The following is a 25129-nucleotide window of genomic DNA, read 5'->3' as shown; positions in this document are numbered from 1 at the left end:
TTTGGGTTATGAAGCTTGATCCAAGACATCTCGAGATTCTTGCCGCTATTGTCGAAGCCGGCGGATTGACCGAAGGCGCTGCTTTACTTGGGAAATCGCAACCCAGTGTCTCCAGAAGCGTCTCTCTGTTGGAGGATAGGGTGGGGGAGCCTCTATTCCTGCCAACCCGAAGGCCATTGCAACCCACTGAGCTGGGACTTGCTTTGGCCCAGGAAGGTCAAAGAATTCTGAGCGCTGGTCGCCATGCAAGCCGTCTTGTCGACGAACACCGTCAAGGTCTTGCCGGTGCAGTACGGGTTGCTGGCACGCCGATCTTCATGGACGGTGTCATCTCGAACGTTATTGCAGAGTTTCAAGCCGAGTACCCAAATATTCGGATCGACCAATCTTATGGATACCCTGCCGAGCTTTTGTCCCAGTTGTCCGCCGAAACTCTGGATTTGGCCATTCTCCCTATGCGCCCGGCAGACGTGTCAGATGAGTACGAGTTTCGTCAAATCCTACCGGGTCGAAACGTCATTGCTTGCCGCGTTGGGCACCCATTGGCGCGCAAGAAAGAGGTGAAGCTGGAAGATATCACCGAGTATTCCTGGATTGCGCCACCTGCCAACAGCCCGCTGTTTCGTGATTTGCGAAACACGCTTTATGGTATCGGCGTGCGAGACTTCAAAATAAGTTTTACCGGCGGGTCTCTGAGTGCAGTTGTGAACGTTCTAACAGGCTCGGATTCCCTGACCGTTCTGCCGTTTTCAGTGGTCTTCATGATGCAAAGGCAAAAAACTCTGACGGCACTTCCGATAAAAATCGGTGATCCCGATCGTCACTTGGGCTGCGTCACACTAAATGCTCGTAGCACGTCAGGCTCGTCAAACCGTGTGCTCGATTTCATCAAGCAGAAGTTCGAAACGCTTGATCGGTTGATCTGCAACGCGTCAGGATAGCTCTGAGCGGTCGGCCCTGAAAAAAGCCTGAGATCGAATTCTTCGACGACGTTTTGGCTGCCAATAGAGTCGAAGGTTAATGTCGTTTCACAGTAGATTTTGGGCGATGGATAGTCCTTCCATCAGTGGCATAACCTTGCCATTTTCGCCTTACACCGTTCATCCGGCATCTAAATCGATCTGTTTGATCCTGACTTCCTTTTGGGAAAAACTGGGCTGATGTGCAGGTCAGACGATAAAGGTGCCTGTTCTGGCTGATTTGCCGCGTGGCGACAGAGGATGGGAGCAAAGCCGTCATTCATCGCGAATGCAGCGAGCCGGCATGGCATGCACTGTCGTGAATTTACGACATCAGTTAGACTGCGATTAGGAGGGTCCTATGCAGCGTCGACTTGCCGCAATCATGGCTGCAGATGTCGTTGGGTTTTCGTCGTTGATGGGAGACGATGAAGCGGGGGTATTGTCCGCTCTCAAATTGCTGCGTTCGGAGATTTTTGATCCTACGATCGACAGATATAATGGGCGCATCGTCAAGTTGATGGGAGACGGTGCCCTTGTCGAATTTTCTTCGGTCGTAGATGCCGTAAACTGTGGTGTCGATATTCAGCGTGCTGTGGCCAGGACCGCGCCGACACTTGCCAATGGATCCCGGCTGCAGCTTCGGATCGGTATTAACCTCGGCGATGTCCTGATCGCTGACGGGGATCTTTTTGGTGATGGGGTGAATATTGCTTCGCGTCTTGAAGGTTTGGCCGACCCTGGTGGTGTCGCGGTCTCCGAGAGTGTCGTGGGTCAGGCAATGGGCAAGGTCGAAGCCGCATTTGAAGATCTTGGCCTGCAAAAACTTAAGAACATTGCAGAACCAGTTCGCGTTTTCCGGGTCTTGTACGACGGAGCTTCTACCCCTCGGCGGCAATCAAACAAACGCCTATTGATGGCAATCACATCGGCGCTGATTTGCCTGTGCGCGGTGGGTTTCTTGGCGTGGTGGATCGGAATTGGTCGCGAGCAGTCCAACGTCACGACTTTCGATGACAGGGTAATTTTGGCGGAACCAACTGGCCCGACGGTTGCTGTTTTGCCATTTCAAAACCTTAGCAACACTGATGCTCGCGATTTGTTGGCGATAGGCATTGGCGAAGACATCATCGTTGAACTAGGAAGTTATCAGGACCTCAATGTATTGTCCCGCCAGTCCACCCATACTGTTGATCCGAAAGAAAGTGATCCGCGCAGTATCAGGCAGAAATTCGGAGCGGACTATGTGCTGGAAGGCTCGGTCCGGCAGGTTTCAGAACGCCTTCGCGTGACGGCACGGCTGATCGACACAACATCAGGCCTTCAGGTCTGGTCGGATGCGTATGACGAAAGTCTCACAACATCGAATATTCTCGACGTTCAATTACAAATTACTGAAAAAGTTGCCTCTGCAGTCGGGGACGCCGGTGGCGCGATTAAACGCATTCATGCCGGGCACGCGCGCGCGAAATCTCCTGAACACTTGTCGTCTTATGAATGTTCTCTGATGCGTGTCGGGTTTATGAACAGGCGAGACATTCAAGAGCGCGTCCGTGGTTGTATAGAACGTGTCGTCGAGGACGAACCCGATTATTGGCGCGGCTGGGCGCAGTTATCCGAGGCGCTTCTGACGGACGTCAAGTTCTTTACCGGTTTGTATGACGGCACACAGGACGAAAAAATCGCTCGGGCCGAAGATGCCGCCCGCAGGGCCGTTTCGTTGAATCCGTATTCGGCGCGTAGTCATTACCTGTTGGCTCTTGTTTTGCAGATTCAGCGCGATCTTGATGGGTTTTTCTCATCTGCCGAGACCGCACTCGCGTTAGGGACAGATCGTTATCTGCAGGGCCAGATCGGTTACGAGTTTATTTGGTCCGGGCGTCTGGAATTGGGCGCTGCTCTTGTTGATAACGCAATTGCCCTTGACCCAAATGCAGCAGACCCGAACTGGTTCCAGGCGCTTGCCGAGTATCACTTCCTAAATGAGGATTATGAAACAGCATTGGAAACGTACGGCAAAGGTGCGCAGCCTGATCTGTGGTGGTCGGTTTCGATTGAGGTCGCGATATTGGCCGAGCTTGGTCCACATAGCGCTGCATTGGCGGCGAGAGACAGGCTCAACAGAATCCGCCCAAATATTAAAATCGCCGATATCGTTTGGATGTACCGGCGTTTTGCGCGACCGGATGAACTTATCCGTCCATTTGTTGAAGCATATAGGGCTGTGGGATTACCCGAAGGACAGTACGCCCCTTTGGAAGTGGAAAACGGAGGTTAACGCGTCTAGCCGCCGGTTCAGAGCGTTTATTGCATCCGACTGCTCACAAAGAACTAAGCACTATTCAGGCACGCCCGCTCTTTGCAGGCTCGCCAACCAGACTCGGCGGTTTTCAGGATGGTTTTTGGACCCTACGAATTGCCTACGCATCGCTGAAATCGACAGTTTTGGGTTAATCTTCAGCGCAGCCTCGACGGCTTTTTGTGCCTCTTCTGGTTTGTTCATTTCGGCAAGAGTGGCGGCGCTCAGCAGATGATGAAACAGCCGCCACGTATTGCTGGTCGCCACTGCGCCCAACTTACGGGCGGCTTCCAGCGCTTCTTCGTAGTGTTCAAGGTGAAACAGGATGTGCCCTTTATAAAAATACATGTTTTGCAACATTGGATCGCGCGGACTGAGTCTGATCGCCATCTCTATCTCGGGCAGGGCGCGATCCTGCATTCTGAACCAATCATAGGTATGCGCCAGTTCCAGTCTGATGCGTGCGTCATTAGGGTTAAGTGCGACGGCGCGTTCAAGGTTAGCGATGGCAGGATCTGCTTCACCGGTAAAGCGGTAGATATAGCCAAGGGCTGCATGCGCCTGCGCGTCCTGATCATCCAGCTCAATCGCCCGTTTGGCCGCTGCGGTTGCGGCTATCAGCGTATCCTGAGGAGCGTCTGACCACTGAAAGAAGAAAATCGTGCCCAACGCGCGGGCCAACAGACTGTGTGCCGCAGCGAACCCAGGATCAGTGTCGATGGCTTCCTGCGCAAATGCCACCGCGTCCTGTTGCGCCTCGTGCGAAAAGATCGCCTGCCGCGCCCGACCACGCAGATACAGATCCCACGCCCCCATATCCTGCGTTGGTTTTCCCAGCGATCTCGTTTCGCCAGACTCATAGATTTTGGGTAGCAATTGGCCGGCGATGGCCTGGCTAATCTCGTCCTGAACGTCAAAGATATCTGTCACCTGGCGATCGAAAACCTCGGCCCAGATGGTTTCGGCACTGTCGACATCGATAAGCTCTCCGCTCACGCGCATCTGACCACCCACGCGGCGAACGCTACCGCGGACCACATACTCAACGCCAAGATCGCGTGCGATTTCAAGCGGGGTTGCTTGATCCTTCGCGTAAGAGAACATGGTTGCACTGGACACGACGAACAGTTCGCGATTGCGCGAAAGATGCGCGCTCAGGTCGTCGGTGAGACCATCGACGAAATACTGCCCTGTTCTTTCGCCCCCAATGTTGTCAAACCGCACGATAGCCAAAGAGGGCTTTCCATTGTCCGGCAATCTCTGTCGGTCGGCAAAAAAGGAAATTGAGAACAGCGCTATGGCCAGACCCAGCAGAGCACCCGCGATGAGAAGGCCGGGTTTCGGCGTGTTGGCAAGACGTTCGGGCAGGGCGTCATCCGATTCAACCGGGGCCACAAATTGAAACCCGCGCTTGGGGTAGGTTTTGATATAATCCGAATTTGCCGCGGTGTCTCCCAAAGCCTTGCGTACGGACCGGATGCGCGTGTTCAAGGCAGCGTCTGTGATTGCGGCCCCACCCCAAATCTCGTCAATAATCTCGTGTTTGCTGACGATCCTGTCTCGGTTCCTGACCAGAAACTCAAGCAATTGCAGGGCCTGTGGTTCCAAAGGAACAGGTTGGCCAAGGCGGTTCAAACCCTGCGTCGGATCAAGTCGGAACTCCAAGAAACGGTACATACTGCAACCTACACCCCGCTTTATCCTTGGCTCAACGAAGTTTGGGGATTGTCAGAAGAATGTCAGAAAAAATCAGCTTCTGATCAAGCCCGACGTGCCTGCTGCAACTAGCGTTTACTTGGCTAACGTTCTTTTGCTTTGCCCAACACTTTATGGAGATAGGATATGGTACACTTAAAAACACTTCGCGTAGTGGCTGCTGTAGCCCTGGCAGGAAGCCCTGCATTCGCTCAATCTGATCTTGAAGCGGCATTGAACAATGGAGCCGAGCGTCTCAAAGCTGAACAGATCGCGGAACTTCTGATCGGCAAAACCGTCACAGCCACGTCTGGAGAGAAGACGTTTCGCTTCTTCTATGACCCGAATAACATCGTGAGCGGAGAGCTGATGAACGGTGGTTGGAGCGGAGCGGGTGCCTTTGCCATCACAGACACAGATAAGGTTTGCGTTTCAATGGTTGCCGACAAAGGGCGCTACCGCTGTATGACTGTGCTCCGTGTTGGGGGCTCGATACAAAAATTCAATGCCGACGGAAAAAGGACTTTCGAACTTCACAGCTTTGAGCCTTCTACCGGTCTCTGAGGCAGGCTCAGTCTGGTTGTAGTGCAGCAGCCATCTTTTGAATGACGAGCTGTGGCAACTAATATCCGACCGCAAGGGGATTTGCGCAGACAACGAACACCCAATATTTTGTTGAGATCTCGAGCAAAAAAAATCGGGAACTTTTGAATAGGGCGCTGTCGGAAGCCAATTCTGAAACGCCCTCGCAAGTCGATGATCGCCGCTCAAAAAAACGGCCCAAGCTCGGTCTCTTTCGCCAAGGTTGTTCGTCCCATAGCGATGCCACCCACCGCGTTCAGAGTGTTTTCTACGAAAAGGTCAGCCTCCAGCTCTGGATTGTGCGCACAAAGCTAAGGTGGCGCGCATCGCTGCGCCGGAAACCAGAATGTGTCGTAAACCGTCGGCTCATCGCGAAAGTGAAACCGGATCACGGATCGCTTGTCGGGCAAGGCACCGACTAGAAGGACGCTTTGGCATTTCCACATCATCTTGGATGCCAATGCGCCTGCCAGTGCCACCTCGGCTTCGATGTTCTGCTGTGCTCAAAACCCCAATGCCTTGATGACGGGTTCCTTTGCTGTCGCATCGGGCGTTGCCGCCAATCTACTAGGGCAAGAAATCTGGTTGCCTCTCGAGCCGTCGGTGCCTGCGTTTTGGTTTCTAACGTTTGGCTTTCATCTAGCGATCCAAACGTGAAATTGGCTTGGTGAAAGGCTTCGACTGCTATGCAAAAATTGCAAAGCGAGTATTCGAGAAATCTTGGTAGTCGGAATCGCGATGCTCTCATATATGCGTCCGGTAAATGAAACTCCTGATGAGGACCAAGACGATGGCAAAAGAAATCAAAGATGCGTTCAGCCTCTTGAGCCTGATCGCTGCAACCGCCCTGTTGATTGGTGTGCATGCCTGGATTTATGTTCAGTAAGTCAAACCTAACCACGATTGATCTGATGAATGCAGATTGATTGGATTGGAAAAGGTTGGCTGCGTGGCCGTCTGCGAATGAAAAAGGAGCCCGAAGCCCGGGCTCCTTTCTTTGTTTTTAGTTGAATCCATTACCGGCTGAGCAGCAGTTCCGGAAGCCAGAGCGACAATGACGGGACAAAGGTGGTCAGCATCAGCGTCGGCAACCAGGCGAACACGATGAAGATCAACGTTGGCCACAGCATCTTGGACACGGACGTGTCGCAAATCTGCGCACCGAGATAGAGCAACGGCGCCGTCGGAGGCGTGATGTTGGCCATACCAAGATTGACACCGATAATCGCAGCGAAGTGGATTGGATCGACACCTACACTTTGGGCAATCGGCAACAGGATTGGCGTGGCCAAGAGTAAGCCCGAGATATCGTCCATCAGCATGCCGATCAGGATCATGACCACGTTGATCATCAAAAGGATCACGATCGGATTGTCCGATACCGAGTAAACCATATCCTTGGCCAACTGAGGCGCACCCTGCGAGATCAGGTTGTCCGAAACGATCAGCACCATAAAGATCATGACCATGACCACACCGATCGTCACACCCGAAGTCTGGATGGTCTGAGCAAGCGTTTTCCAGGTTAGCCCACGATAGAAATAGATCGCAACCGGGATAGCATAGCATACCGCAATGCCTGCGGCCTCGGTCGGGGTCATGACCCCGCCATAGATTCCACCCAAGATAATGATGGGCATCAAGAGCGCTGGACCCGCCAGACGGCCCTGACCCAAGAGCGCGGGCATGAACGGATCTGGTCGCTCCTTCAGTTGAATGTCGTCATACTTCCGCAACATGAACTGGTTGGTGACAATCAGAAGAGTTATCAGGATGATTGCCGGAATCACGGTTGACAGAAAACACTTGAGCACGTGCTGTTGCGCCACCCAGCCATAAAGAATGTGCGACGAGCTGGGCGGGATCAAAAGGCCCAAGGGTGCTGCACTGACGATAAGCGCCGCCGATTGCCCGCCTGGATAATTCGCCTTTTTCAGATGCGGCATCATGATACCGCCAATGCAGGTCAGTGTCGCATTCGCACTCCCCGAGATCGAGCCGAAGACCCCACAGGCCAGTACGGAGGCCGCATTCAGGCCGCCCTTTATGTGGCCGATGAACATCTCGGCCAGCGCCACAAGGGGGGCTGCGATTTTACCTTTTTCCATGATGCCGCCAGCGATCATGAACAGTGGGATTGCCAACAGCACCAGTGAACGGATGCCAGTCGCACCGGTCGGCAGATAGCCGGTAATGGACTGATCCCCAACAATGGCAATAAAGATCAGAACCGATCCAAAGGCCACGTAGACGCTGACACCGAGCAGCAGCATTAGGCAGACGATAATCAGGCTTCCGGTGATAATCATTTGGCGGCTCCTTTCATCGTCTCAGACCGAAGGGGCAACCCAAGGCCTTTTCGGATGTGCACGTAGAGATACGCAGCGGTGAACATCGCCATGAAGCCGAAGGCACACATGATCGCAATGCGCCAGGTGACAAACGGAATGCGCAACACCGGGGTGGACCGTAGTCGCGGGAACGAGAAGTCGTCCAGCAGCGAAACATAGCAGGCGTAAAAGAGAAACAAGATAACCACGAGTTCAACCAGCAACACCACGAAGCTGCGCCACCAAATCAACCGTTGATTATGTATTACAATGCTGAGGATATCAGCGTTGATGTGCAGATTGCGGGCAGAAGCCAGAACGGCCCCGGCAAAAAAGCCGATAATGGAGAAGGCCAAAAGCCATTCCTCATAAGCAAAAAGATCGCCTCCAAAGCCGTATCTGATCACGACAACAGCGCCAAAGGTGAATGCCATCAAGAACCCGCAGAACATTACGAGCTGTCTACAAACGAACGCGATCACCTTCATGGGATACCCAATGATAGGCGGAAGTTCGTCTGTGATTTTTTGTGGTTTGCCCTCGTCTTCATCGCCGACGAACCGTGGCAAGCCGTCTTCGTCATTCGGCATATCTGTCCCCCCCATTTTGGCATTTTTATTGAGGAATTAGCAAAAAAAGGGCCGGCAAATATGCCGGCCCTTCCGTGGTAAGGTTATCAGTTCTTCGCCGCCAGCAAGCGATCGATCACGTCCTGGCCGACGCTTTGGGCCATCATAGGCCAGATATTTTCCTGGATATGGGCGGCCATGGCAGCCTGCTCTTCGTCGCTCAGGCTCAGGATTGTGTAGCCCTTGTCGATAAGCTTCTGTCCAAAGGCCGCGTCATTGTCGCGGTTATACTGGAAGAAGTCATCCGAGGCCTTGGTCATCGCTGCCTGAAGCGCTGCACGCTGCTCATCGTTCAGTTTATCCAGCGTGCGCTGTGACGCGTAGAATGTGGTCAGTTCCGAGATCGAGTTGTACTCGACAAAGTGCGTACCAACATCCGACTGGGCGAAGATCGAGTAGGTTGCCGTCTTGGTGCAGCAGATTGCGCCATCAACGATACCGGACTGGATCGCGGGGAAGATATCACCCCACGCCATGGTCGTGGCCTGGTAACCAAGCGCTTCCACCATGGCTTTCACGGCGGGCGACGACCACACACGAATGTTCATGCCTTTGTCGTCGAAGTTGTTCCAGTTGGTCGGTTCCTGCGTGGCCACGATACCCACAAACCCTTCGGGGTTCTGGGCCATGACGCTCACGCCGTACTCGTCGGTGATTTCCTGCAAGATCTGATTATACTCAGAATCCATGTTGCGCATGATGTTGTCCATGTCGTCCCAGCCCCCTACAAGGAACGGCATCGACAGGAACTCCAGGCGCGGGTCAGTATCGGCATAGATAAAGGCCGCAGCCAGGTCGATATTGCCTCGCGCAACATCTTCGAACAGCGCTTCGCCCGAACCAAGCTGGTTGGCTGGGAACACCTCGATTGTCAGGCCGACATCTGCCGCTGCAACATCTGCGGCGACCTGCTCCATCATCTTGGTACCTTGGTGATCAATTGGAAACACGCCGGCAAAGCGCAGCTTGACATCGTCAGCAATTGCGGCAGTCGACATCAGCGCGCTCATTGCACCAACCACGATGCCCGTGGTTAATTTCGCAAAGTTCATGGAATACTCTCCCTGTTGACGTTTGTTCGTTCAGATATTTTTGCTGACCTTAGCTGGTCAATCTGTCCGGCCAGCCTAAGCAAACAAATTGCACAGTGCAATTTGATTCACGTCTGCTGGTTTTTTTGATTTTAGCCCCTCCTTCAGTTGATTTTTTTTGAGTAACTCTTGGTTTCGCGGCTCGTTGTAACAAGGCTTTGCGTCATCATTGTCGGGAAAGCGCGATTGTTTAGCCGAGCTTGGCCGCAAGGGCGATATGCCTGTGCTTCGCGGCCAGAGTGGCATCCAGTGTATCGTTAAACGCCATCATGTCTCATGTAGTCGCTGTAGTCGGTCCACGCGTCCGGCCTGCAATGTATCCCCTTGACTTATGCGGACCTTCCCTCGAAGCCGTCGAGGAAAGACTGCAGGTTTGTACCCAATTCATTGCAGAGATACCCGCCTTCCTGCACGATCACGGTAGGCAGGTTGAGCGCTGCCAGCATCCTTGCCATCTTGGCAAATCCAGGTGTTGAAACCGCCAGACCACCAAAGGGGTCGCCTTCGAAGGCATCAAGTCCAAGGGCAATGACGATTGCACCGGGCGCGAAGTTCCTAACGACGTTCAAACCTTCGTTCAGACCCTTCATGAACCCGTCATCCCCGGTGCCACGTAAGAGCGGTATGTTCAAATTGTATCCGTGCCCCGCGCCTTCACCGACCTCATGAGCGTGACCCCAGAAGAATGGATAGAACCGCGCCGGGTCCGCGTGGATAGACAGGGTGAATACGTCGTGACGTTCGTAAAAGATGCCTTGCGTTCCGTTGCCGTGGTGCAGGTCAACATCGATGATCGCCACGCGGTCATGAGTTTGCCGTAGGTATTGTGCAGCAATAGCGCTGTTGTTGAGATAACAGAATCCGCCAGCTAGATCGCTAAAGCAATGATGCCCCGGCGGCCGGCAGAGCGCATAGGCCACGTTGTCCCTGTCCAATACTGCCTGGGTTGCGCTCACGGCGCAGTTTGCGGACCAGCGCGCTGCTTCCCAGGTGTGTGCACCGATAGGGCAGGACATGTCGGTGACGTGAAATCCTGCCTGACCGACTGCCGACAAGGGATAGCTGGCCGTGCGGCGATCCGGGTGGATATTCGGGAATATCTCGGGCGTGGCGTCTGGAATGCGCGCCCACCGTTCATAAACCGTCGACAGGAACTTCAGGTAGGCCGGAGTGTGTACTGCCGCGATCGGAGCTGGGCCATGATCAGTCGGGGCGTGCACAGCGTGACCGCCCGCCGCGACGCCTGCAAGTAGGCGCTCCAACCGCTCAGGTTTTTCGGGGTTGGGTTGCATAACTCCGTTTACCAGAAACCCGCTGGGATTATGCTGGCCCTGCTGTTCCTGGTCAGAAAAGACTTTCATGTGTCAGAACCCTACCTTGTCTGCCCCTTTAAGACCGAGCATCGCGCGCGTCTCGTCAGGTGTTGCGATCTCGTATCCCAGCTCCTCCAGAACCGACCGGATTTTAGTGACCTGTTGAGCGTTGCTGGTAGCAAGTTGCCCGCGTCCGATCATCAGGCTGTCCTCAAGACCGACACGTACATGCCCACCCAGGATGGCGCTCATAGTGCCCAGTGGCATCTGCTGTCGCCCTGCGGCAAGCGCCGAAAACTCGTAGGCGTCGCCCAACAATCGGTCAGCCGTTTCCTTCAAATACATCAGGCTGTGCGGGCTGGCGTCGATCCCGCCCAGTACACCCATCACAAATTGCAGAAAGACCGGTGGCACAATGCTCTTTTGCTTTAGATAGAACGCCAGCGTCTGAATGTGCCCCACATCGTAACATTCACATTCAAACCGCGCGCCACCAGCATCGCCCAGCATTCGAAACACGGTTTCTATGTCATGGAATGTATTCTTGAACACAGTGTCGCGTGTGTTCTCCAAAAAGGACTCTTCCCAATCATGGGTCCAATCGGAATAGCGATCCTTCATCGGGAAGAGGCCGAAATTTATGGAGCCCATGTTGAGCGAACACATCTCGGGCGCCAGTTCCACGGGGGCCGAAAGCCGCTGTTCCACACTCATCTGTGAGCTGCCGCCCGTGGTCAAGTTTATAACCGCGTCACTCGCGTCCTTGATCCTTGGCAGGAACTGGCGAAAGACATTGATATCCGAGCTTGGGCGGCCGGTGTCGGGTTCGCGCGCATGCAGGTGTAAAACAGATGCGCCAGCTTCTGCTGCCTCAATTGCAGACTTTGCTATTTCGTCAGGCGAAACCGGCAGGTGTGGGCTCATGGTCGGCGTGTGGATCGAGCCTGTCACGGCGCAAGTCAGGATAATTTTTTGCGCCATGGGTCAAACCTCAAATGCACATTCACGGGCAAAGTCCCGGAGACTGTCGTCAAGTATGTTCAGGATTTCGTTGATCTGCGCTTCGGTCGCGCTCAAAGGCGGGCAAATCAGGAAATGATCGCCCTCAACACCGCCGCGAGTGCGGCGCGAATAAGTGATCAGGTTGCGCTCGTAGCAGATTTCTACGAACCGTTCATAGGCGTTCAGGTCCTTGGGCAATGGTGACATGGTGTCCCGATCCGAGACCATTTCAAAGGCGGTTAGCAGGCCTTTTCCCCGCACATCACCGATGAACGGGTGACGCGCCATGAGGTCCATGAGCCCCGCCATCAGGATTTCGCCCATGATCCGCGCATTGGTCATCAGGTCCAGCCGGTCGATTTCGTGCAGAACAGCCAACCCAGCGCTGCATGCGAGCGGGTTACCGGCATAAGTGTGGCCGTGGGCAAATCCGCCGCTGTCCAGCACGGTTTCAACCATCGCTTTGTCGGCGATCATGGCCCCCAACGGCGCATAGCCTGCGCCAAATCCCTTGGAAAGGGCCACAAGATCGGGGCGGATGTTCCAGTACTCCGAAGCCAGAAACGTACCAGTGCGTCCGACACCAGACATGACCTCGTCCATGATCAGCAGGACGCCAAATTCGTCGCAGATCTCGCGCACCCGCCCATAGTAGCTGTCGGGCGCAACCAGCGCCCCGGTAGATGCACCGCCCACCGGTTCCATGGCAAATGCCAGAACCGTGTCGGGCCCTTGTGCAATGATCTCATCCCTTAGCATCTCGGCATATTTCAGACCACGATCGTGGTCGGACAGGTTGTCGCGGTCCAAATAGCAAGTGGGCGCAGGAATTTTCGGCATTTCCTTGAAAAGCGGCGCAAACGCGTTCGTCAGCGGCCCGTATCCGGTAATCGCCAGCGCGCCCAAGGTAGAACCGTGATAAGATGGAAAGCGCGAGATGACTTTCCACCGACTGCCTTGCCCATCAGCAACTGCCCATTGCCGCGCGAATTTCACGCAAGACTCCACGGCCTCGGACCCGCCAGAAACAAAAAAGACCTTGTCCAGGCCTGCCGGTGTGCGATCTGCGATGGCTGTGGCCAGGTCTTCTGCTGGGGCGTTCTCAAAATGTAGACGATAGGCAAAGGTTGCGCTGTCCATCTGCGCCTTCATTGCAGCTAGAACATTGGGATTTGAATGGCCAATATTGCTGACCATCGCCCCGGACGAACCATCAATATAACGCTGGCCGTTCTTGCCCCAAATATAGATTCCTTCTGCGCGATCGACCTCGGGGCGGCGCGCGCGACTTTGATAGAAAAGGTTCGATGCCTTCACGGTTTTTCTTCTTTGACAGGTGTGGCGATGCAGGAGCGATACCCAACCTTGTGTTGGATTCTTTTATAGGGCAAATAGATAATGAGAATTAAGCATATTGATTGAATCAATGGATAACGCCACTGAACAGGACAAATTGATCCGCGATCTGGATTGGAATCTGCTTCGCACCTTTATGGTCATTGTTCAGGAAGGCAGCATCACCCTGGCGGCCCAGCGCCTGATGCGGCGACAACCTTCCGTCAGCCAAGCCCTGAAACGTCTTGAGACACGGCTTGGAATGCCGCTGATTGATCGCAGCCCATCGCATTTCCGCATCACACCGGCCGGGCAGACACTGTACCAGGAATGTCTGGACATGTTTGGAAGCCTGGCGCGGGCTATCCAAAGCGCACAGGGAACGGAAGACATCGTGACGGGTACCGTCAAACTCGCGCTTCTCAGTAGGATTGAAAGCGATTTTTTTGATGCGATACTGGCGGACTTTCATCTCCAATTCCCCGAAGTCAGCTTTGATATTGAGGTTATGTCCAGCAAAGCCGTCAGGCAGGCGGTTCTTGAAAAATCCGCGACACTTGGCGTCTGCTTGGTGCATGACACCCATCCAAGTCTGCAGCATGAGGTTCTTTATCGGTCCTATTTTGGGTTCTACTGTGGTCCGAGCCACCCATTGTTCGGGCAACGCGATCTGAAACTCGACGACTTGCGAGACCATTCGTCGGTTTCATTCCGGACAGACCAGCTTTGGGATGCGTTACGTCCGGTGGCGTTGCTGCGCGCGCAGCACAAGCTCGACAACAAAGTGATCGGTTACACTTCTGACCTGGGCGAGGCACAGCGGATGATCGGCGCGGGGCTCGGGTTTGGCCCTCTGCCTGTTCACATCGCTGAACGCTTCGTCAATCGCGGCGAACTGTGGCGTTTGCCGCCTTATGAAAATGCGTTGGCAATTGATATTCATCTGGTGCACCACAAAAGCGCCCGCCTGAATCGCGCGGAAAAAGCACTGCTCGACATGTTTCGAAACCGGCTTGCATCGGTGCCGCTTGAACAGCGCAGCTACAATCCGGCCGAAACAATCGAGCCAAGGGTCCAAGAGGGGTAAGCCAAACAATGACATCAAATGACACCCTGTCTCTGCTGGCTTGTCAGATTGAAATCCCCGCCACCGAGAGCGCCGCCGCGAGAGATAGACATCTTGCGGAAAGCGCTGCGAAAGTGCGCGATCAGCTCAGCCGCCGGAACGTGGACCTCGTGGTTTTGCCTGAGCTATCCAGTATCGATTATTCCCGCTCGGCCTTCGATCGGCTCAATGAGATCGCGGAACCCCTGGAAGGCGCTTCTTTTGAAAAATGGCGCGAGGTCGCCAAAGAATTCGGTGTCCATGTCTCTTACAGTTTTGCGCGCCGGGGGGAATTGGGGACGCATATTTCAATTGCGGTCGTCAACCCGGACGGTGCGCTGACCGGCTATTACGACAAGCTTCACCTTTGCCAATATGGCGCTTCGATGGAGAAGGAATACTTTGACGCTGGGGATCACATATTCACATTCAAAATCAATGGAATAACTATCTCTCCAATCATTTGCTACGATATCCGAATTCCCGAACTTGCACGCACCCTGACACTAAGGCACGACGTCGATCTCATCCTGCATTGCGGGGCATATTATCGCGACGAGTCCTTCCAAACCTGGCACAATTTCGCCATGGCGCGCGCGATGGAAAATCAGATCTTTTTCTTGTCCATTAACCGGGCCGGAGAAACCTGGGGCAATTCGATCTTCTGTTGGCCTTGGATGGATGAAAATATTCTGCCTGTGCGGTTTGCCGAAACAGCTGAAGATTTCCGTCACCTGACCATCAACAAGGGCCAGCTCTTGCAAGCAAGAAAAGACTATACATTCCTCAAGGACCGACTGGCGGATTATGATGCACTGTGAAGGGTCAGACAGCGTTTTGTTGGCGGTTGCGAAACATAGGTAAGGTTTCGAATGACACAGGTTGCCATCTCTCCGGTGACGCTCGACAAAATAAACGATCTGGATTTTGCGCTAAGGGCGTTGTCGGCTGAAATGAACGACAGGCACGTCGCGAATGTTGACGTTTTGAAAGCTGCATTCGCTGATGACCATCCGGCCTTCAACGCTTTGCTCGCCTACAATAAGGCCGAAGTCGTCGGTGCAATTGTTTGGACGCCAGTGTTTTCAACGACCAGGGGGGGTGGCGGCTTGTTTGTAAGTGATCTTTGGGTTTCCTCTTCGGCGCGAGGGCGAGGTATTGGAAACAAACTGTTGTCTCGTTCGGTTTTCGATGCGGACAAATCTTCAGGCGCGTGCTTCCTTAAACTGGCAGTCCATCGCACCAACCCTTCTGCTCTTGCCTACTACACCCATATCGGATTCAGAGAAGAAACGGACATGAGGACCATGATCCTCGAAGGTGCTCCTTTGCGGAGTTTAAAGAACTTCTGAAGGCTAATTGCGGCGAAGTCGTCAAGTCGATCAACCAATTAAGGCTGTCGCGATGGTGGTTTTGGAAAGCTAAAGAGGGTGCGTTCCGTATCTTGCAAAAAGACACTTTTGCGCAATCGAACGACAAAATGAAGTCGGTTGTCAAAGCATGAATTTGATCCGAAGCGCCAATTGATTCACACTTTGTTAACAACTTTTGCCCGCCTCTCAGACGTTGCGCAAAATCCGATGATGAGCAGCTTTGGCGTCAAAACCGATTGCTGACGAGATCTTCGTCAAATCGGTAAAACACGGCGCGAAATTTCAAGAAAGTATACGTTCAACCACGCGTCGCCCGAATTCATGTGTCGGTCCTTCCCAATACGGACTGAGGCGACCGCCGTCATAGGCAGGCGACAGGCGCCCCTGCTGCAGCAGTTCGAGCATACCAAGATCCTCTCGGTTGAGATCATCCCACATGTGCATGAGTTCGGCCCTTGCGTTGGCATGGTCCTCTGACGTCGCAGCATCTCCGATCAGGAAAACATGCAGCTCTTCACGCGTTTTGTTCGGTGCAATTGGATAGCTTACTAGAACTGTAAATTGGTCTGGGAAGACTTCGGCGGCGAAGTGTGGGAAGCATAAGAACCAAAGACCGCGTTTGGCATCTTCTTGTGACAGATCGGGATAGTGCGGCAGACGATCACCGCGCCCTTCGCCCAATTCAGGAAAGATGTAGTCGTTGTAGAAAACGTGTTGGTCCCATTCACCCGACCACCGCACGTTCATCGGCGCAAACTTCAAAAGTTTGGGATGCACGGCAAAGACATGATAGCCCTCCATGTAATTCTCGTAGACCAACTTCCAATTGGCATTGACTTCGAAATCGATTTTCCCGGCCCAGCGGATCGATGTGAAATCATAACCCGGCGTACGTGCAAGCATCGGTTTCAACCAGTCCTCTAGCGGGTCTGCATCCCCTGAGATATTGACGAAAACACAGCCGTTCCAGACCTCGCACCGGACCTCTTGTAGATTGAGCTTGTCGCCGCCTCCGTCTTTGAAGTGGTCCGTTATATCCGGTCCGTTGAAATGGGGCCGTGCTCGCAGCTTGCCGTTCAGACCATAAACCCAGGCATGATATGGGCAAGTCAGGGTTGATCTCTTGCAGGGTTCAGTGACAAGTTTTGCGCCGCGATGCCGGCACACATTGTGCAGTGCGCGAATGGCTCCGTCCTGGTCGCGTAGGATGATCAGTGGCGCACCACCAATGTCGACCGGTTTCATGTCGCCGCGCTCGGGCAATTCCGCGTCGGCCCCCGCAAATACCCACGACCTGCGAAAGCAATGCTCCTGCTCCAATGCCAACCATTCTTTGGACCAATAGGCTGCATTTGGAAGGCCGCTGGCTTCCTCAATCGGGGCAAATGTCTGGACTAACCCTTCTTCACCCAGCAATGCCTTAACCTTTTTGAGGATCGGTGTATCGGGGAACTGGCCACTCATGAGGCCTCCATTCGGATAATTCTTGCGCAACTGGGAAAATTATGCACGGTAAATTTTCATGATCGTCAAGAAAAAACTTCAAACACGCAATCAAGAGTCGCTCAATAAGTTGGGTGAAGACTTACGCGCCCTGCGCAAAGCACAGAACATGACCCTGAACGACTTGTCTGAAACTTCGGGGCGCTCGGTTTCGTTTCTGTCAAAGATTGAACGCGGTCTGGCCCGACCCTCAGTCACGGCGCTGCAGGAGGTCGCCGAAGCACTTGGAGTACCTGTCGGATGGTTCTTTGAGACCGATGGCCCAGCTCCCGCCGAAGAACGCCCCTTTGTCGTGCGCGCCGACAGGCGTCGCAAGCTGACCTATTCCGGGCTTTCAGGGACAGACTATATGGGGTTCGAAGATCACTTGCTGTCCGCCAGCCTTGACCGACAGCTGGCGATGGGCATTTCCACCTATGAGCCCGGAGGCAGCACCGGCGACGACCTCTATACCCATGACGGGGAAGAGGCCGGGATGGTGCTGAAGGGTGAAATCGAACTGACCTTGGATAGCCAGGTCTTTCGCCTTCAGGCTGGTGATAGCTTTAGCTTTTCCGCTGACATCCCACACCGTTACCACAATCCCGGCAAAGTCGAGGCCCAGGTCGTCTGGGCCAACACTCCCGTTACCATGAAAAGACAATAGATGACTGAACACACGCGTGTTGTTGTAATCGGTGGCGGCAATATGGGGGCGAGCGTCCTGTACCATCTGGCAAAAGAAGGATGGACAGACGTTGTTCTTGTTGAAAAGGCCGAGCTGACATCGGGGGCCACTTGGCATGCGGCGGGATTGGTCAGTCGTATGACGGCGGGCCATGCGTTGGGGATCTGTCACGATTATGCGGTGGATCTGTATAAAACCATTGAGGATGAGACCGAGCGGGGCGTCAGCTGGCACAATTGCGGGTCCTTGCGCGTGGCCGCAACCGAGGATCACCGTGCCTGGCTGATGCACACGCGTGACGCGGTTTTGGCCCGCGGGCAGGAGTGTCACTGGGTTATCCCCGAAGAAATCGCCAAGCTGAACCCGATCTATGACACGTCGCATATCATCGGCGGGATTTATACGCCCGATGACGGCCATGTTGATCCGTCGGGCACCTGTCAGGCGATGGCCAAGGGCGCGCGGATGCGGGGGGCCAAAGTGCTGCGCCGCAACCAGGTGACGGATGTGCAGCAGATGCCCTCGGGCGAATGGAAGGTGGTGACCGAGCAGGGCGACATCATCTGTGAGCATGTGGTCAATGCCGGTGGATACCATGCGCGCCAGATCGGGGCCTTCAGCGGGCTCGACCTGCCGATTGTCCCGATGCAGCACCACTATGTGGTCACCGATGCGGTGCCCGAGTTCGAGGCGATGGGTCATGAAATCCCCGTCACCCGCGATGATTACTTCACCGGCTATCTGCGCCGCGAACAGGGTGGGGCGCTGATCGGACTTTATGACACCCATGACGCGCTGGCCAAATGGCGCGAGGGCTGTCCCTGGGACAGCGAGAACGAACTGTTTGAACCCGACTATGACCGTATTATGCCGTGGTTGGAGAAATGCTTTGAACGCTATCCCTGCCTGATGGAGCGCGGCATCAAACGCATCGTCAATGGCGCAATCACATATACACCTGACGGGCACCCGCTGGTCGGGCCTGCGCCGGGCTTGCGCAATCATTGGCTGGCCTGCGGTGCGACCGTGGGCATTGCCTGGGGGCCGGGACTGGGCCGGGCGCTGGCGCAATGGATGGTGCATGGCACGGCCGATATCTCGATGCGCGGGTTTGATCCGCGTCGGTTCCATTCGCGCGTTGATAAGGACTACACCTATCAGCGCTGCCGCGAAAATTACATGACGCGCCTGTCGTTGCCTTATCCACAGTTGCAATATGAAACCTGCCGCGAGATCCGAACCTCTGGCGTGCATGACAGAACCAAGGCGCTGAACGCGGTGTTTGAGGAAGCGGGCGGATGGGAACGCCCGCGGGTCTATGGCAAACCGGAATGGGATGGCAAAGAACCGCAATCATGGAAGCGTGGCCCGTCGTGGGAGGCTGCGCTGGCCGAGGCGCTTGCGGTGCATGAGAGCGTCGGCATTGGCGACTTCTCGGCCTTTTCCAAGTTCGAAATCACCGGACCCGAGGCCGAGGCCTATCTGAACCGCCTTTGTGCGAACAGAATGCCGAAAAAGGTGGGCGGCACGTGCCTGACCCTTTTGCTGAATGAACGAGGCACGATTGAGGGCGAGGCAACGATTGCCCGGCTGGCCGAAGATCGGTTCTGGTTCGTCACCGGCGGCCCCTCAGAGCGCCGGGTCTGGGACTGGATCACGGTTCATCAGCGCGGGTCCGAAGACGTGACGGTCAGGAACCTGTCCGATGACTGCGGTATCCTGACCGTGGCCGGACCCAAGGCGCGCGCGGTGCTGGGTCAGCTCAGCGATGCGTTTCTGGAAAACTCCGATTTCGGTTGGCTCAAGGCGCGCGAAATCGCTGTGGCGGGCATCCCGCTGATCGCGATGCGCCTGTCATTCTCGGGCGAACTGGCGTGGGAACTGCACGCAAACATGGACCAACTTGGCGTGCTTTGGGATGCGGTTTGGGACGCGGGCAAACCCCATGGCATGGTCCCGTTTGGATCGAAAGCGTTGGAAATGATGCGCATGGAAAAGGCCTATCGCGGTGGGCATGAACTGGCCAATGACACCAGTCCCGTGCACACCGACCAGATGCGCTTTGTGAAATTCGACAAAGAGTTCATAGGCAAAGAACCGCTGCGCAACCTCGCCGAAACCGGCAGCAGTTCGGTTATTGCGTATCTCGACATTGAGCTGGTGGACACAGACGTGCTGGGCGGCGAGGCGGTTTATTTGGATGGCGAGAAAGTAGGGTCGGTTTCCTCAGGCGGGTTCGGCCCGGTAACTGGTCGCAATCTGGCCTTTGCCTTTGTCAAACCAAAGGCAGCGAACCCCGGTACGGCGCTGGACGTGATCGTATTTGGCCAGATGTGCAAAGCCACAGTGCTGGCCGATGCGGTGTTCGACCCGAAAAACGAAAGGTTGAAGGCATGAACACTCCTACTGACTTTGGCAAAGCGATGCTGCCAGCGCCTGAAATCGATTGGACCAAACTGAACGATTACCGCATGGGCCGCATCCGCGAGGCCATGGCCGAACGGGACGTGGAACTGGCTGTCATTACCAACCCGCTGACCATGCGCTATGCGGTGAATTACCATGAATACATGCAGTTCCAGGCGCGTATCCCGCTGATGATGCTGTTTGTCTTTGCCGACGGCCCGGTGGTCTTCAGCGGCGCGTTCATCAAGGATCTGGACCATGTCACGGAATACATCCCAATGTTCGGGCTAGCGCCATTCCTTGCGGGCTTTGATCAGGTGGAGAATACGCGCAAATTCGTAGACTTCGTCCGCGGCCGTTTGGCCGGCAAAGGGCGTTGCCGTGTGGCGCTTGACCGTTTGGACGCCTCTGCTGTTCAGGGCTTGATGCAGGCCGGGTTCGAGGCCGTCGACGCGCCCGGTTTTCTGGAAAAGGCCCGCTCGATCAAATCAGGGGAAGAAATTACGCTGTGCCGCTATGCAATCGAAGTGGCGCAGCTGGGTATCGCCCGGATGCGCGAAGCCTTCCAGCCCGGCATTTCGGAAAACGAACTGTGGAGCATCCTGAGCCAGGTCAACATCGCCCATGGCGGCCTGTGGTCCGAAGCCCGCATGTTGGCCTCGGGCGAGCGGACAAACCCCTGGCTGCAAGAGGCAGGCGAACGCCGCGTTCAAAAAGGAGAGCTGGTGGGCTTTGACACCGATATGGTCGGCCCATTTGGCTATATGTCCGACATCTCGCGCACCTGGTACTGCGGCGAAGGGAAGGCGCCAAACGCGTTCCGAGACCTCTACAAGCGCGCTCTGGACGAAATCGAACACAACAAGGCCAATGTGCGACCCGGTGTGTCGTTCAAAGAACTGGTGGACAAGAGCTTCCGCCACCCTGAAGAATTCCAAGCGCACCGCTATCCGTGCATCATGCACGGTGTGGGGATGTGCGATGAATTCCCCTATGTTCCATACCCGCAGGACTGGGAAGACATTGGCTATGACGGGATCATAGAGGAAAACATGATGATCTGCGTTGAGGGGTATGTTGGATCAGATCGAGGCGGCAGCGGCGTCAAGATCGAGCATCAGTTTCTGGTCACCGCGACAGGTCTCGAACAGCTCGACAGCTATCCTTACGACGAAAACCTGTTGAATTAATATCCGATGAGAGTTCTGACCGACTGAAAACAATTAGGTTGCCAGATCGTGGTCGCGAGTTTTGCGTAAATCACCAGTGGCCAGGTGAGCGGTCGCACTGCTGCGTTCAGTGTCACGCTGACGCTCAGAACTACTGACGCGAACGCGCGCGGAAACAAGTCCCAAAGTACTTGGCGGGCTTTCATCAGGCCTCATTTGCGCGGAGGATTGATGGCTGCTTCGCTTTGGCCGCAGTATGATGAAAGAAATACTTGCGACAGTATTTGCCTGGGAAGATACCCAAACCTGAACCGATGCCTCGGTTCCTGCTGTAAAAGCAGCAAGTTGCCTACAGAGCTGACCGTTTTTTCAATTTGCGATCTTCACGGTATTGAGGTTTCAGCGACGTATTCTGATAGGACTGCTCGGCTACCGTTTTGCCATATCTCAGACACCGTGGACGTAAAGGCATCGGCAAAACGTATATTGCGCCCAATCTCACCATAGTACTGGGCTTGTTGCAGCCAACACTCTGGGTCAGATCGGGACGCTAATGCGGTTTTTTGCAGGTTCTGCCATTGCGGGTCATTGGGCACGATTTCAGAGCCGTCTTCCCGAACACCGGCACACATTCGGCACCAAAACGCTTCGGCCAGCGCCAGCCCGTTCACAGAAGAACCAGACGCCAATGCGTCGCGCAGCGACGGCAGCAGGAACCCTGGGTGTCGTGCCGATCCGTCAAACGCAACCCTACGCGTCGTATCGTGAATCGCGGTGTTCGCAAATCGCGTCTCGACCAGCTCAAGATACTCTTTCGCGGTGGTTCCGGGAACGGCGTCGACATGAGGAAGAATTTCTTCGGATTGAACCTTTCCGAAAAACGCCTGGATGTCCGGATCCTGCATACAGTCGGAAATCGTCGGGACGTTCAAGATTTCCCCGACATTTGCAAGCAGTTGGTGTCCTCCGTTCAAAATCCGCAGCTTCATCGTCTCATAGCTGTGAACATTGTGAGTCAGCGTCACCCCGACCTGTTCCAATGGCGGCCGACCTGCGCAAAAGTCATCCTCGATCACCCACTGGCGAAAGTTCTCGTGCGAGACCGGAGCGCGGTCATCGATGCCAAGTGCCCTGCATTGAGATACTACTTGTTCCGTCGTCGCCGGCACGATGCTGTCGACCATCGAGTTTGGGAACGCGCCATTTTGGTCGATCCAGTCGGCCAGATCAGGATCGGACATCCGCGCCAAACCTACAACGCAGTTTCGCAGGATTGTCCCGTTGCCCTGAAGGTTATCGCAACTCAGCGCCGTGAAGGGGGTGATGCCTTTCATTCGTCGTTGTCTGAGGGCTGCAACCATGGCTCCGAAAACTGTGCGTGGTTGATTTGGGTTGGCCGCGTCATGACGAATGTCTTCGTGATGTGTATCGAAAGCGCCGGTATTGGCGTCCAGATAGTACCCGCCTTCGGTAACAGTTAAGGACACAATACGGATGGAAGGGTCTGCCATCTTGACGGTCAGCGCTGTGTTGCCCGTCTCAATCGGCAGGTAGTCGATCATCGGACCAATCACCTCGGCGGATACGCCGTTCGGATTCAGCTCGATCAGCGTTGTCAGGCAATCCTGCTCCAGCAGCTTACTTCGCATTTCGGCGTCGTAGCTTCGAACACCTGCGCCGATGATAGCCCAATTGCGGGCCTGACCTTGCTGCATTAGCTGGTGAATGTACCAGGCCTGATGCGCGCGGTGAAAATTTCCCAACCCGATATGCACTATGCCCGGCGTCAGATCCGAGGGGGCATATGCAGGTGTCCTGACTGTTACGGGCAGGTCTTCAAGCCTGTCACGCCGCAATCGTACCGGAGTTTTTGCGTTCGCCACGGGGTCCATCAGCTCATCCAGTTCCCACCATCGACGTTGTAGGTTTGTGCGACAATGTATTTCGCATCGTCCGACGCCAAAAACACCGCCATGCCGGTCAGGTCTTCGGCGCAACCCATTCGGCCATACGGCACAGATGCGGCCACTTCGCGTTTCTTTTGACCGGGGGCTTTGCCTTCGTATTTCGCAAAGAAAGCATCCACTCCGTCCCAGTGCTCGCCGTCAACCACGCCTGGAGCTATTGCGTTCACATTGATCCCATGAGTGATCAGGTTCAGCCCCGCAGATTGGGTCAGAGATATGATCGCGGCTTTGCTGGCGCAGTATACCGCGACCAAGGGCTCGCCTCTGCGCCCGGCCTGCGACGCCATGTTGATGATCCGGCCCTTGGTGCCGTGTTCGATCATATGGCGCGCGACCGATTGCATTGTGAACAATGCACCAGCGACGTTGATGTCGAAAACACGGGTGTAGTCGGCGCGCTCGATCTCAACGATTGGTGCGGCCGTGAAGATGGCCGCGTTGTTGATGAGGATGTCGATGGGGCCAAGGCAGGAGGCTGATTTGGCGACGGCCGCGTCTATGCTCTGCTGTTTGGTCACGTCCATCTCGATTGCGATTGCATCCTCGCCAAATTCGGCGGCTGCGACCTGCGCGCGTTGAAAATCGATGTCAGCGATGGCAACACGTGCGCCCTCGTCCACATAGGCCTTGGCAAAGGCCAGCCCGATGCCCCTTGCGGCCCCGGTGATCAGGGCGATTTTGCCTGCCAGACGTGTCATTCGATCCGCAGACCTTGCGCGTCAAACCGGTGGATTATATCCGTCCGTGGGGTCAGGTGAATGCGATCTCCGTGACGAAATCCAACCTCGCCATCTGCACGGACGGTGATTGTTTCTGCCAGACCGGTTTCGTGCACGTGGAAAAAGGTATCCGATCCGAGATGCTCCGAGACGCTCACAACGCCGGACCAGTCCCCTTCGGTTTCAGAAACCCCAATATGTTCTGGTCTGATCCCGATGGTTTGAGCGCCGTGTTTTGCGGCCTCGGGCCCTTCAATGAAGTTCATCTTCGGTGAGCCAATGAAACCTGCCACGAACAGGTTGCGGGGCGATCGGTACAGCTCTAGCGGGCTTCCAACTTGCTCGATGACACCGGCTTGTAGAACGACGATCTTGTCGGCCATTGTCATCGCCTCGACTTGGTCGTGGGTCACGTAGATCATGGTGGTCGCAAGTCGCTCGTGCAGCTCGCTGATCTCCAACCGCATGCCAACCCGTAGCGCGGCGTCGAGGTTTGAAAGCGGTTCATCGAACAGAAACGCGGCCGGCTCGCGGACAATCGCACGCCCGATGGCGACACGCTGCCGCTGACCGCCGGACAATTGCCCGGGGCGTCGATCCAAGTAGTCGGTCAGGTTCAAGACGCTGGCTGCGCCTTCGACACGCTTGTCGATCTCGGCTTGATCCAGTTTCGCCATACGCAGAGGAAAGGCGATGTTCTTGCGTACCGTCATGTGTGGGTACAAAGCGTAGGACTGGAACACCATTGCCAACCCTCGTTTTGCGGGTGGGACATCAGTGGCGTCCGCACCGTCGATGTCGATGGAGCCCGAGGTGATATCCTCCAGCCCTGCGATCAGACGCAATAGCGTGGACTTACCGCAACCCGAGGGGCCGACGAAAACGGTGAACTCGCCATCCTCAATGGTCAGGTCAAGCGGTGGAATGACCTGCACGTCGCCGAAGCTTTTGGTCACGGACTTGAGTTGAATACGTCCCATGTGTC

The 25129-nt window shown here is 55.1% G+C and carries 20 protein-coding genes; 9 read left to right on the top strand and 11 right to left on the bottom strand.

From position 1 onward, the window contains the following. The first annotated feature begins 8 nt into the window (after positions 1-8). Both GOV85_RS20705 and GOV85_RS20700 read left to right on the top strand, forming a co-directional pair. Positions 9-941: a LysR family transcriptional regulator gene (locus tag GOV85_RS20705; RefSeq protein WP_171181774.1), complete on the top strand. Its 933-nt coding sequence runs from the start codon at positions 9-11 to the stop codon at positions 939-941. 379 nt (positions 942-1320) lie between these two features. Next, entirely contained in the window at positions 1321-3237 is a 1917-nt protein-coding gene (locus GOV85_RS20700; RefSeq protein ID WP_171181772.1) for an adenylate/guanylate cyclase domain-containing protein, read from the top strand. Between the two features lie 60 nt (positions 3238-3297). On the opposite strand, the gene GOV85_RS20695 is transcribed toward GOV85_RS20700, so the two are convergent. Beyond that, entirely contained in the window at positions 3298-4935 is a 1638-nt protein-coding gene (locus tag GOV85_RS20695; RefSeq protein ID WP_171181770.1) for a winged helix-turn-helix domain-containing protein, read from the bottom strand. 165 nt (positions 4936-5100) lie between these two features. Here GOV85_RS20695 and GOV85_RS20690 point away from each other — a divergent pair, with 165 nt between their 5' ends. Continuing rightward, the gene (locus GOV85_RS20690; RefSeq protein WP_171181768.1) at positions 5101-5517 is read left to right on the top strand and encodes a hypothetical protein; all 417 of its coding nucleotides are present in this window, start codon (positions 5101-5103) and stop codon (positions 5515-5517) included. Positions 5518-6551: 1034 nt separating this feature from the next. Here the strand turns inward: GOV85_RS20690 and GOV85_RS20685 are convergent. The 6 genes from GOV85_RS20685 to GOV85_RS20660 form a co-directional block, all read right to left on the bottom strand. After that, positions 6552-7844, bottom strand: a complete 1293-nt coding sequence (locus tag GOV85_RS20685) for a TRAP transporter large permease (protein WP_171181766.1) — start codon at positions 7842-7844, stop codon at positions 6552-6554. Beyond that, entirely contained in the window at positions 7841-8455 is a 615-nt protein-coding gene (locus tag GOV85_RS20680) for a TRAP transporter small permease (protein WP_171181764.1), read from the bottom strand. Before GOV85_RS20680 ends, GOV85_RS20685 begins: the two co-directional genes overlap by 4 nt. Before the next feature lie 86 nt (positions 8456-8541). Then, positions 8542-9546, bottom strand: coding sequence for a TRAP transporter substrate-binding protein DctP (gene dctP / locus GOV85_RS20675; protein WP_171181762.1), 1005 nt, complete (start codon positions 9544-9546; stop codon positions 8542-8544). 368 nt (positions 9547-9914) lie between these two features. Continuing rightward, positions 9915-10946 (bottom strand): histone deacetylase family protein, encoded by a 1032-nt coding sequence (locus GOV85_RS20670; RefSeq protein WP_171181760.1) that lies wholly within the window; start codon positions 10944-10946, stop codon positions 9915-9917. Positions 10947-10949: 3 nt separating this feature from the next. Beyond that, positions 10950-11879 carry a 3-keto-5-aminohexanoate cleavage protein gene (locus tag GOV85_RS20665; RefSeq protein WP_171181758.1) on the bottom strand — a complete coding sequence of 310 codons (930 nt, stop codon included), beginning with the start codon at positions 11877-11879 and terminating at the stop codon, positions 10950-10952. 3 nt (positions 11880-11882) lie between these two features. Beyond that, positions 11883-13217 carry an aspartate aminotransferase family protein gene (locus GOV85_RS20660; RefSeq protein ID WP_371810846.1) on the bottom strand — a complete coding sequence of 445 codons (1335 nt, stop codon included), beginning with the start codon at positions 13215-13217 and terminating at the stop codon, positions 11883-11885. 109 nt (positions 13218-13326) lie between these two features. Here GOV85_RS20660 and GOV85_RS20655 point away from each other — a divergent pair, with 109 nt between their 5' ends. The 3 genes from GOV85_RS20655 to GOV85_RS20645 are packed head-to-tail and all read left to right on the top strand — an operon-like array spanning position 13327 to position 15692. Beyond that, on the top strand, positions 13327-14322 hold the full coding sequence (locus GOV85_RS20655) for a LysR family transcriptional regulator (protein WP_171181756.1): 996 nt from the start codon (positions 13327-13329) through the stop codon (positions 14320-14322). A gap of 8 nt (positions 14323-14330) precedes the next feature. Further along, positions 14331-15161, top strand: coding sequence for a carbon-nitrogen hydrolase family protein (locus tag GOV85_RS20650; RefSeq protein ID WP_171181753.1), 831 nt, complete (start codon positions 14331-14333; stop codon positions 15159-15161). 51 nt (positions 15162-15212) lie between these two features. Further along, positions 15213-15692: an N-acetyltransferase gene (locus GOV85_RS20645; protein WP_171181751.1), complete on the top strand. Its 480-nt coding sequence runs from the start codon at positions 15213-15215 to the stop codon at positions 15690-15692. Between the two features lie 303 nt (positions 15693-15995). On the opposite strand, the gene GOV85_RS20640 is transcribed toward GOV85_RS20645, so the two are convergent. Continuing rightward, positions 15996-17177 carry an aromatic ring-hydroxylating dioxygenase subunit alpha gene (locus GOV85_RS20640; RefSeq protein ID WP_171181748.1) on the bottom strand — a complete coding sequence of 394 codons (1182 nt, stop codon included), beginning with the start codon at positions 17175-17177 and terminating at the stop codon, positions 15996-15998. 58 nt (positions 17178-17235) lie between these two features. Here GOV85_RS20640 and GOV85_RS20635 point away from each other — a divergent pair, with 58 nt between their 5' ends. Genes GOV85_RS20635 through GOV85_RS20625 form a run of 3 tightly spaced genes read left to right on the top strand, consistent with a single transcriptional unit; the run spans position 17236 to position 21479 of the window. Further along, complete coding sequence (locus GOV85_RS20635) at positions 17236-17862, top strand: cupin domain-containing protein (RefSeq protein ID WP_171181746.1); 627 nt, start codon at positions 17236-17238, stop codon at positions 17860-17862. Further along, positions 17863-20280 (top strand): FAD-dependent oxidoreductase, encoded by a 2418-nt coding sequence (locus GOV85_RS20630; RefSeq protein ID WP_171181744.1) that lies wholly within the window; start codon positions 17863-17865, stop codon positions 20278-20280. Next, a complete protein-coding gene (locus GOV85_RS20625; RefSeq protein WP_171181741.1) occupies positions 20277-21479 on the top strand; it encodes a Xaa-Pro peptidase family protein in 1203 nt (400 codons plus the stop codon). Before GOV85_RS20630 ends, GOV85_RS20625 begins: the two co-directional genes overlap by 4 nt. A gap of 362 nt (positions 21480-21841) precedes the next feature. On the opposite strand, the gene GOV85_RS20620 is transcribed toward GOV85_RS20625, so the two are convergent. From GOV85_RS20620 to GOV85_RS20610, 3 genes are read right to left on the bottom strand one after another with little or no spacing between them, the layout of a single operon-like run. After that, positions 21842-23350, bottom strand: coding sequence for a mannitol dehydrogenase family protein (locus GOV85_RS20620; RefSeq protein ID WP_171181739.1), 1509 nt, complete (start codon positions 23348-23350; stop codon positions 21842-21844). Then, positions 23350-24123, bottom strand: coding sequence for an L-iditol 2-dehydrogenase (locus tag GOV85_RS20615; RefSeq protein ID WP_171181736.1), 774 nt, complete (start codon positions 24121-24123; stop codon positions 23350-23352). The genes GOV85_RS20620 and GOV85_RS20615 overlap by 1 nt, the downstream gene beginning before the upstream one ends. After that, on the bottom strand, positions 24120-25124 hold the full coding sequence (locus tag GOV85_RS20610; protein WP_171181734.1) for an ABC transporter ATP-binding protein: 1005 nt from the start codon (positions 25122-25124) through the stop codon (positions 24120-24122). Before GOV85_RS20610 ends, GOV85_RS20615 begins: the two co-directional genes overlap by 4 nt. Positions 25125-25129 lie beyond the last annotated feature (5 nt).

The organism is Ruegeria sp. HKCCA4633, assembly GCF_013034605.1.
Classification (GTDB): domain Bacteria; phylum Pseudomonadota; class Alphaproteobacteria; order Rhodobacterales; family Rhodobacteraceae; genus Ruegeria.
Note: the sequence above shows the minus strand (reverse complement) of the source record. Positions and strands in the feature narration are given on the sequence as shown.

Coding starts and splice junctions, on each gene's coding strand:
- GOV85_RS20630 (WP_171181744.1), top strand. CDS start 17,863: ATGACTGAACACACGCGTGTTGTTGTAATCGGTGGCGGCAATATGGGG.
- GOV85_RS20620 (WP_171181739.1), bottom strand. CDS start 23,350: ATGGACCCCGTGGCGAACGCAAAAACTCCGGTACGATTGCGGCGTGAC.
- GOV85_RS20665 (WP_171181758.1), bottom strand. CDS start 11,879: ATGGCGCAAAAAATTATCCTGACTTGCGCCGTGACAGGCTCGATCCAC.
- GOV85_RS20655 (WP_171181756.1), top strand. CDS start 13,327: ATGGATAACGCCACTGAACAGGACAAATTGATCCGCGATCTGGATTGG.
- GOV85_RS20645 (WP_171181751.1), top strand. CDS start 15,213: ATGACACAGGTTGCCATCTCTCCGGTGACGCTCGACAAAATAAACGAT.
- GOV85_RS20695 (WP_171181770.1), bottom strand. CDS start 4,935: ATGTACCGTTTCTTGGAGTTCCGACTTGATCCGACGCAGGGTTTGAAC.
- GOV85_RS20615 (WP_171181736.1), bottom strand. CDS start 24,123: ATGACACGTCTGGCAGGCAAAATCGCCCTGATCACCGGGGCCGCAAGG.
- GOV85_RS20685 (WP_171181766.1), bottom strand. CDS start 7,844: ATGATTATCACCGGAAGCCTGATTATCGTCTGCCTAATGCTGCTGCTC.
- GOV85_RS20700 (WP_171181772.1), top strand. CDS start 1,321: ATGCAGCGTCGACTTGCCGCAATCATGGCTGCAGATGTCGTTGGGTTT.
- GOV85_RS20705 (WP_171181774.1), top strand. CDS start 9: ATGAAGCTTGATCCAAGACATCTCGAGATTCTTGCCGCTATTGTCGAA.
- GOV85_RS20640 (WP_171181748.1), bottom strand. CDS start 17,177: ATGAGTGGCCAGTTCCCCGATACACCGATCCTCAAAAAGGTTAAGGCA.
- GOV85_RS20650 (WP_171181753.1), top strand. CDS start 14,331: ATGACATCAAATGACACCCTGTCTCTGCTGGCTTGTCAGATTGAAATC.
- GOV85_RS20690 (WP_171181768.1), top strand. CDS start 5,101: ATGGTACACTTAAAAACACTTCGCGTAGTGGCTGCTGTAGCCCTGGCA.
- GOV85_RS20625 (WP_171181741.1), top strand. CDS start 20,277: ATGAACACTCCTACTGACTTTGGCAAAGCGATGCTGCCAGCGCCTGAA.
- GOV85_RS20680 (WP_171181764.1), bottom strand. CDS start 8,455: ATGCCGAATGACGAAGACGGCTTGCCACGGTTCGTCGGCGATGAAGAC.
- dctP (WP_171181762.1), bottom strand. CDS start 9,546: ATGAACTTTGCGAAATTAACCACGGGCATCGTGGTTGGTGCAATGAGC.
- GOV85_RS20670 (WP_171181760.1), bottom strand. CDS start 10,946: ATGAAAGTCTTTTCTGACCAGGAACAGCAGGGCCAGCATAATCCCAGC.
- GOV85_RS20635 (WP_171181746.1), top strand. CDS start 17,236: ATGATCGTCAAGAAAAAACTTCAAACACGCAATCAAGAGTCGCTCAAT.
- GOV85_RS20610 (WP_171181734.1), bottom strand. CDS start 25,124: ATGGGACGTATTCAACTCAAGTCCGTGACCAAAAGCTTCGGCGACGTG.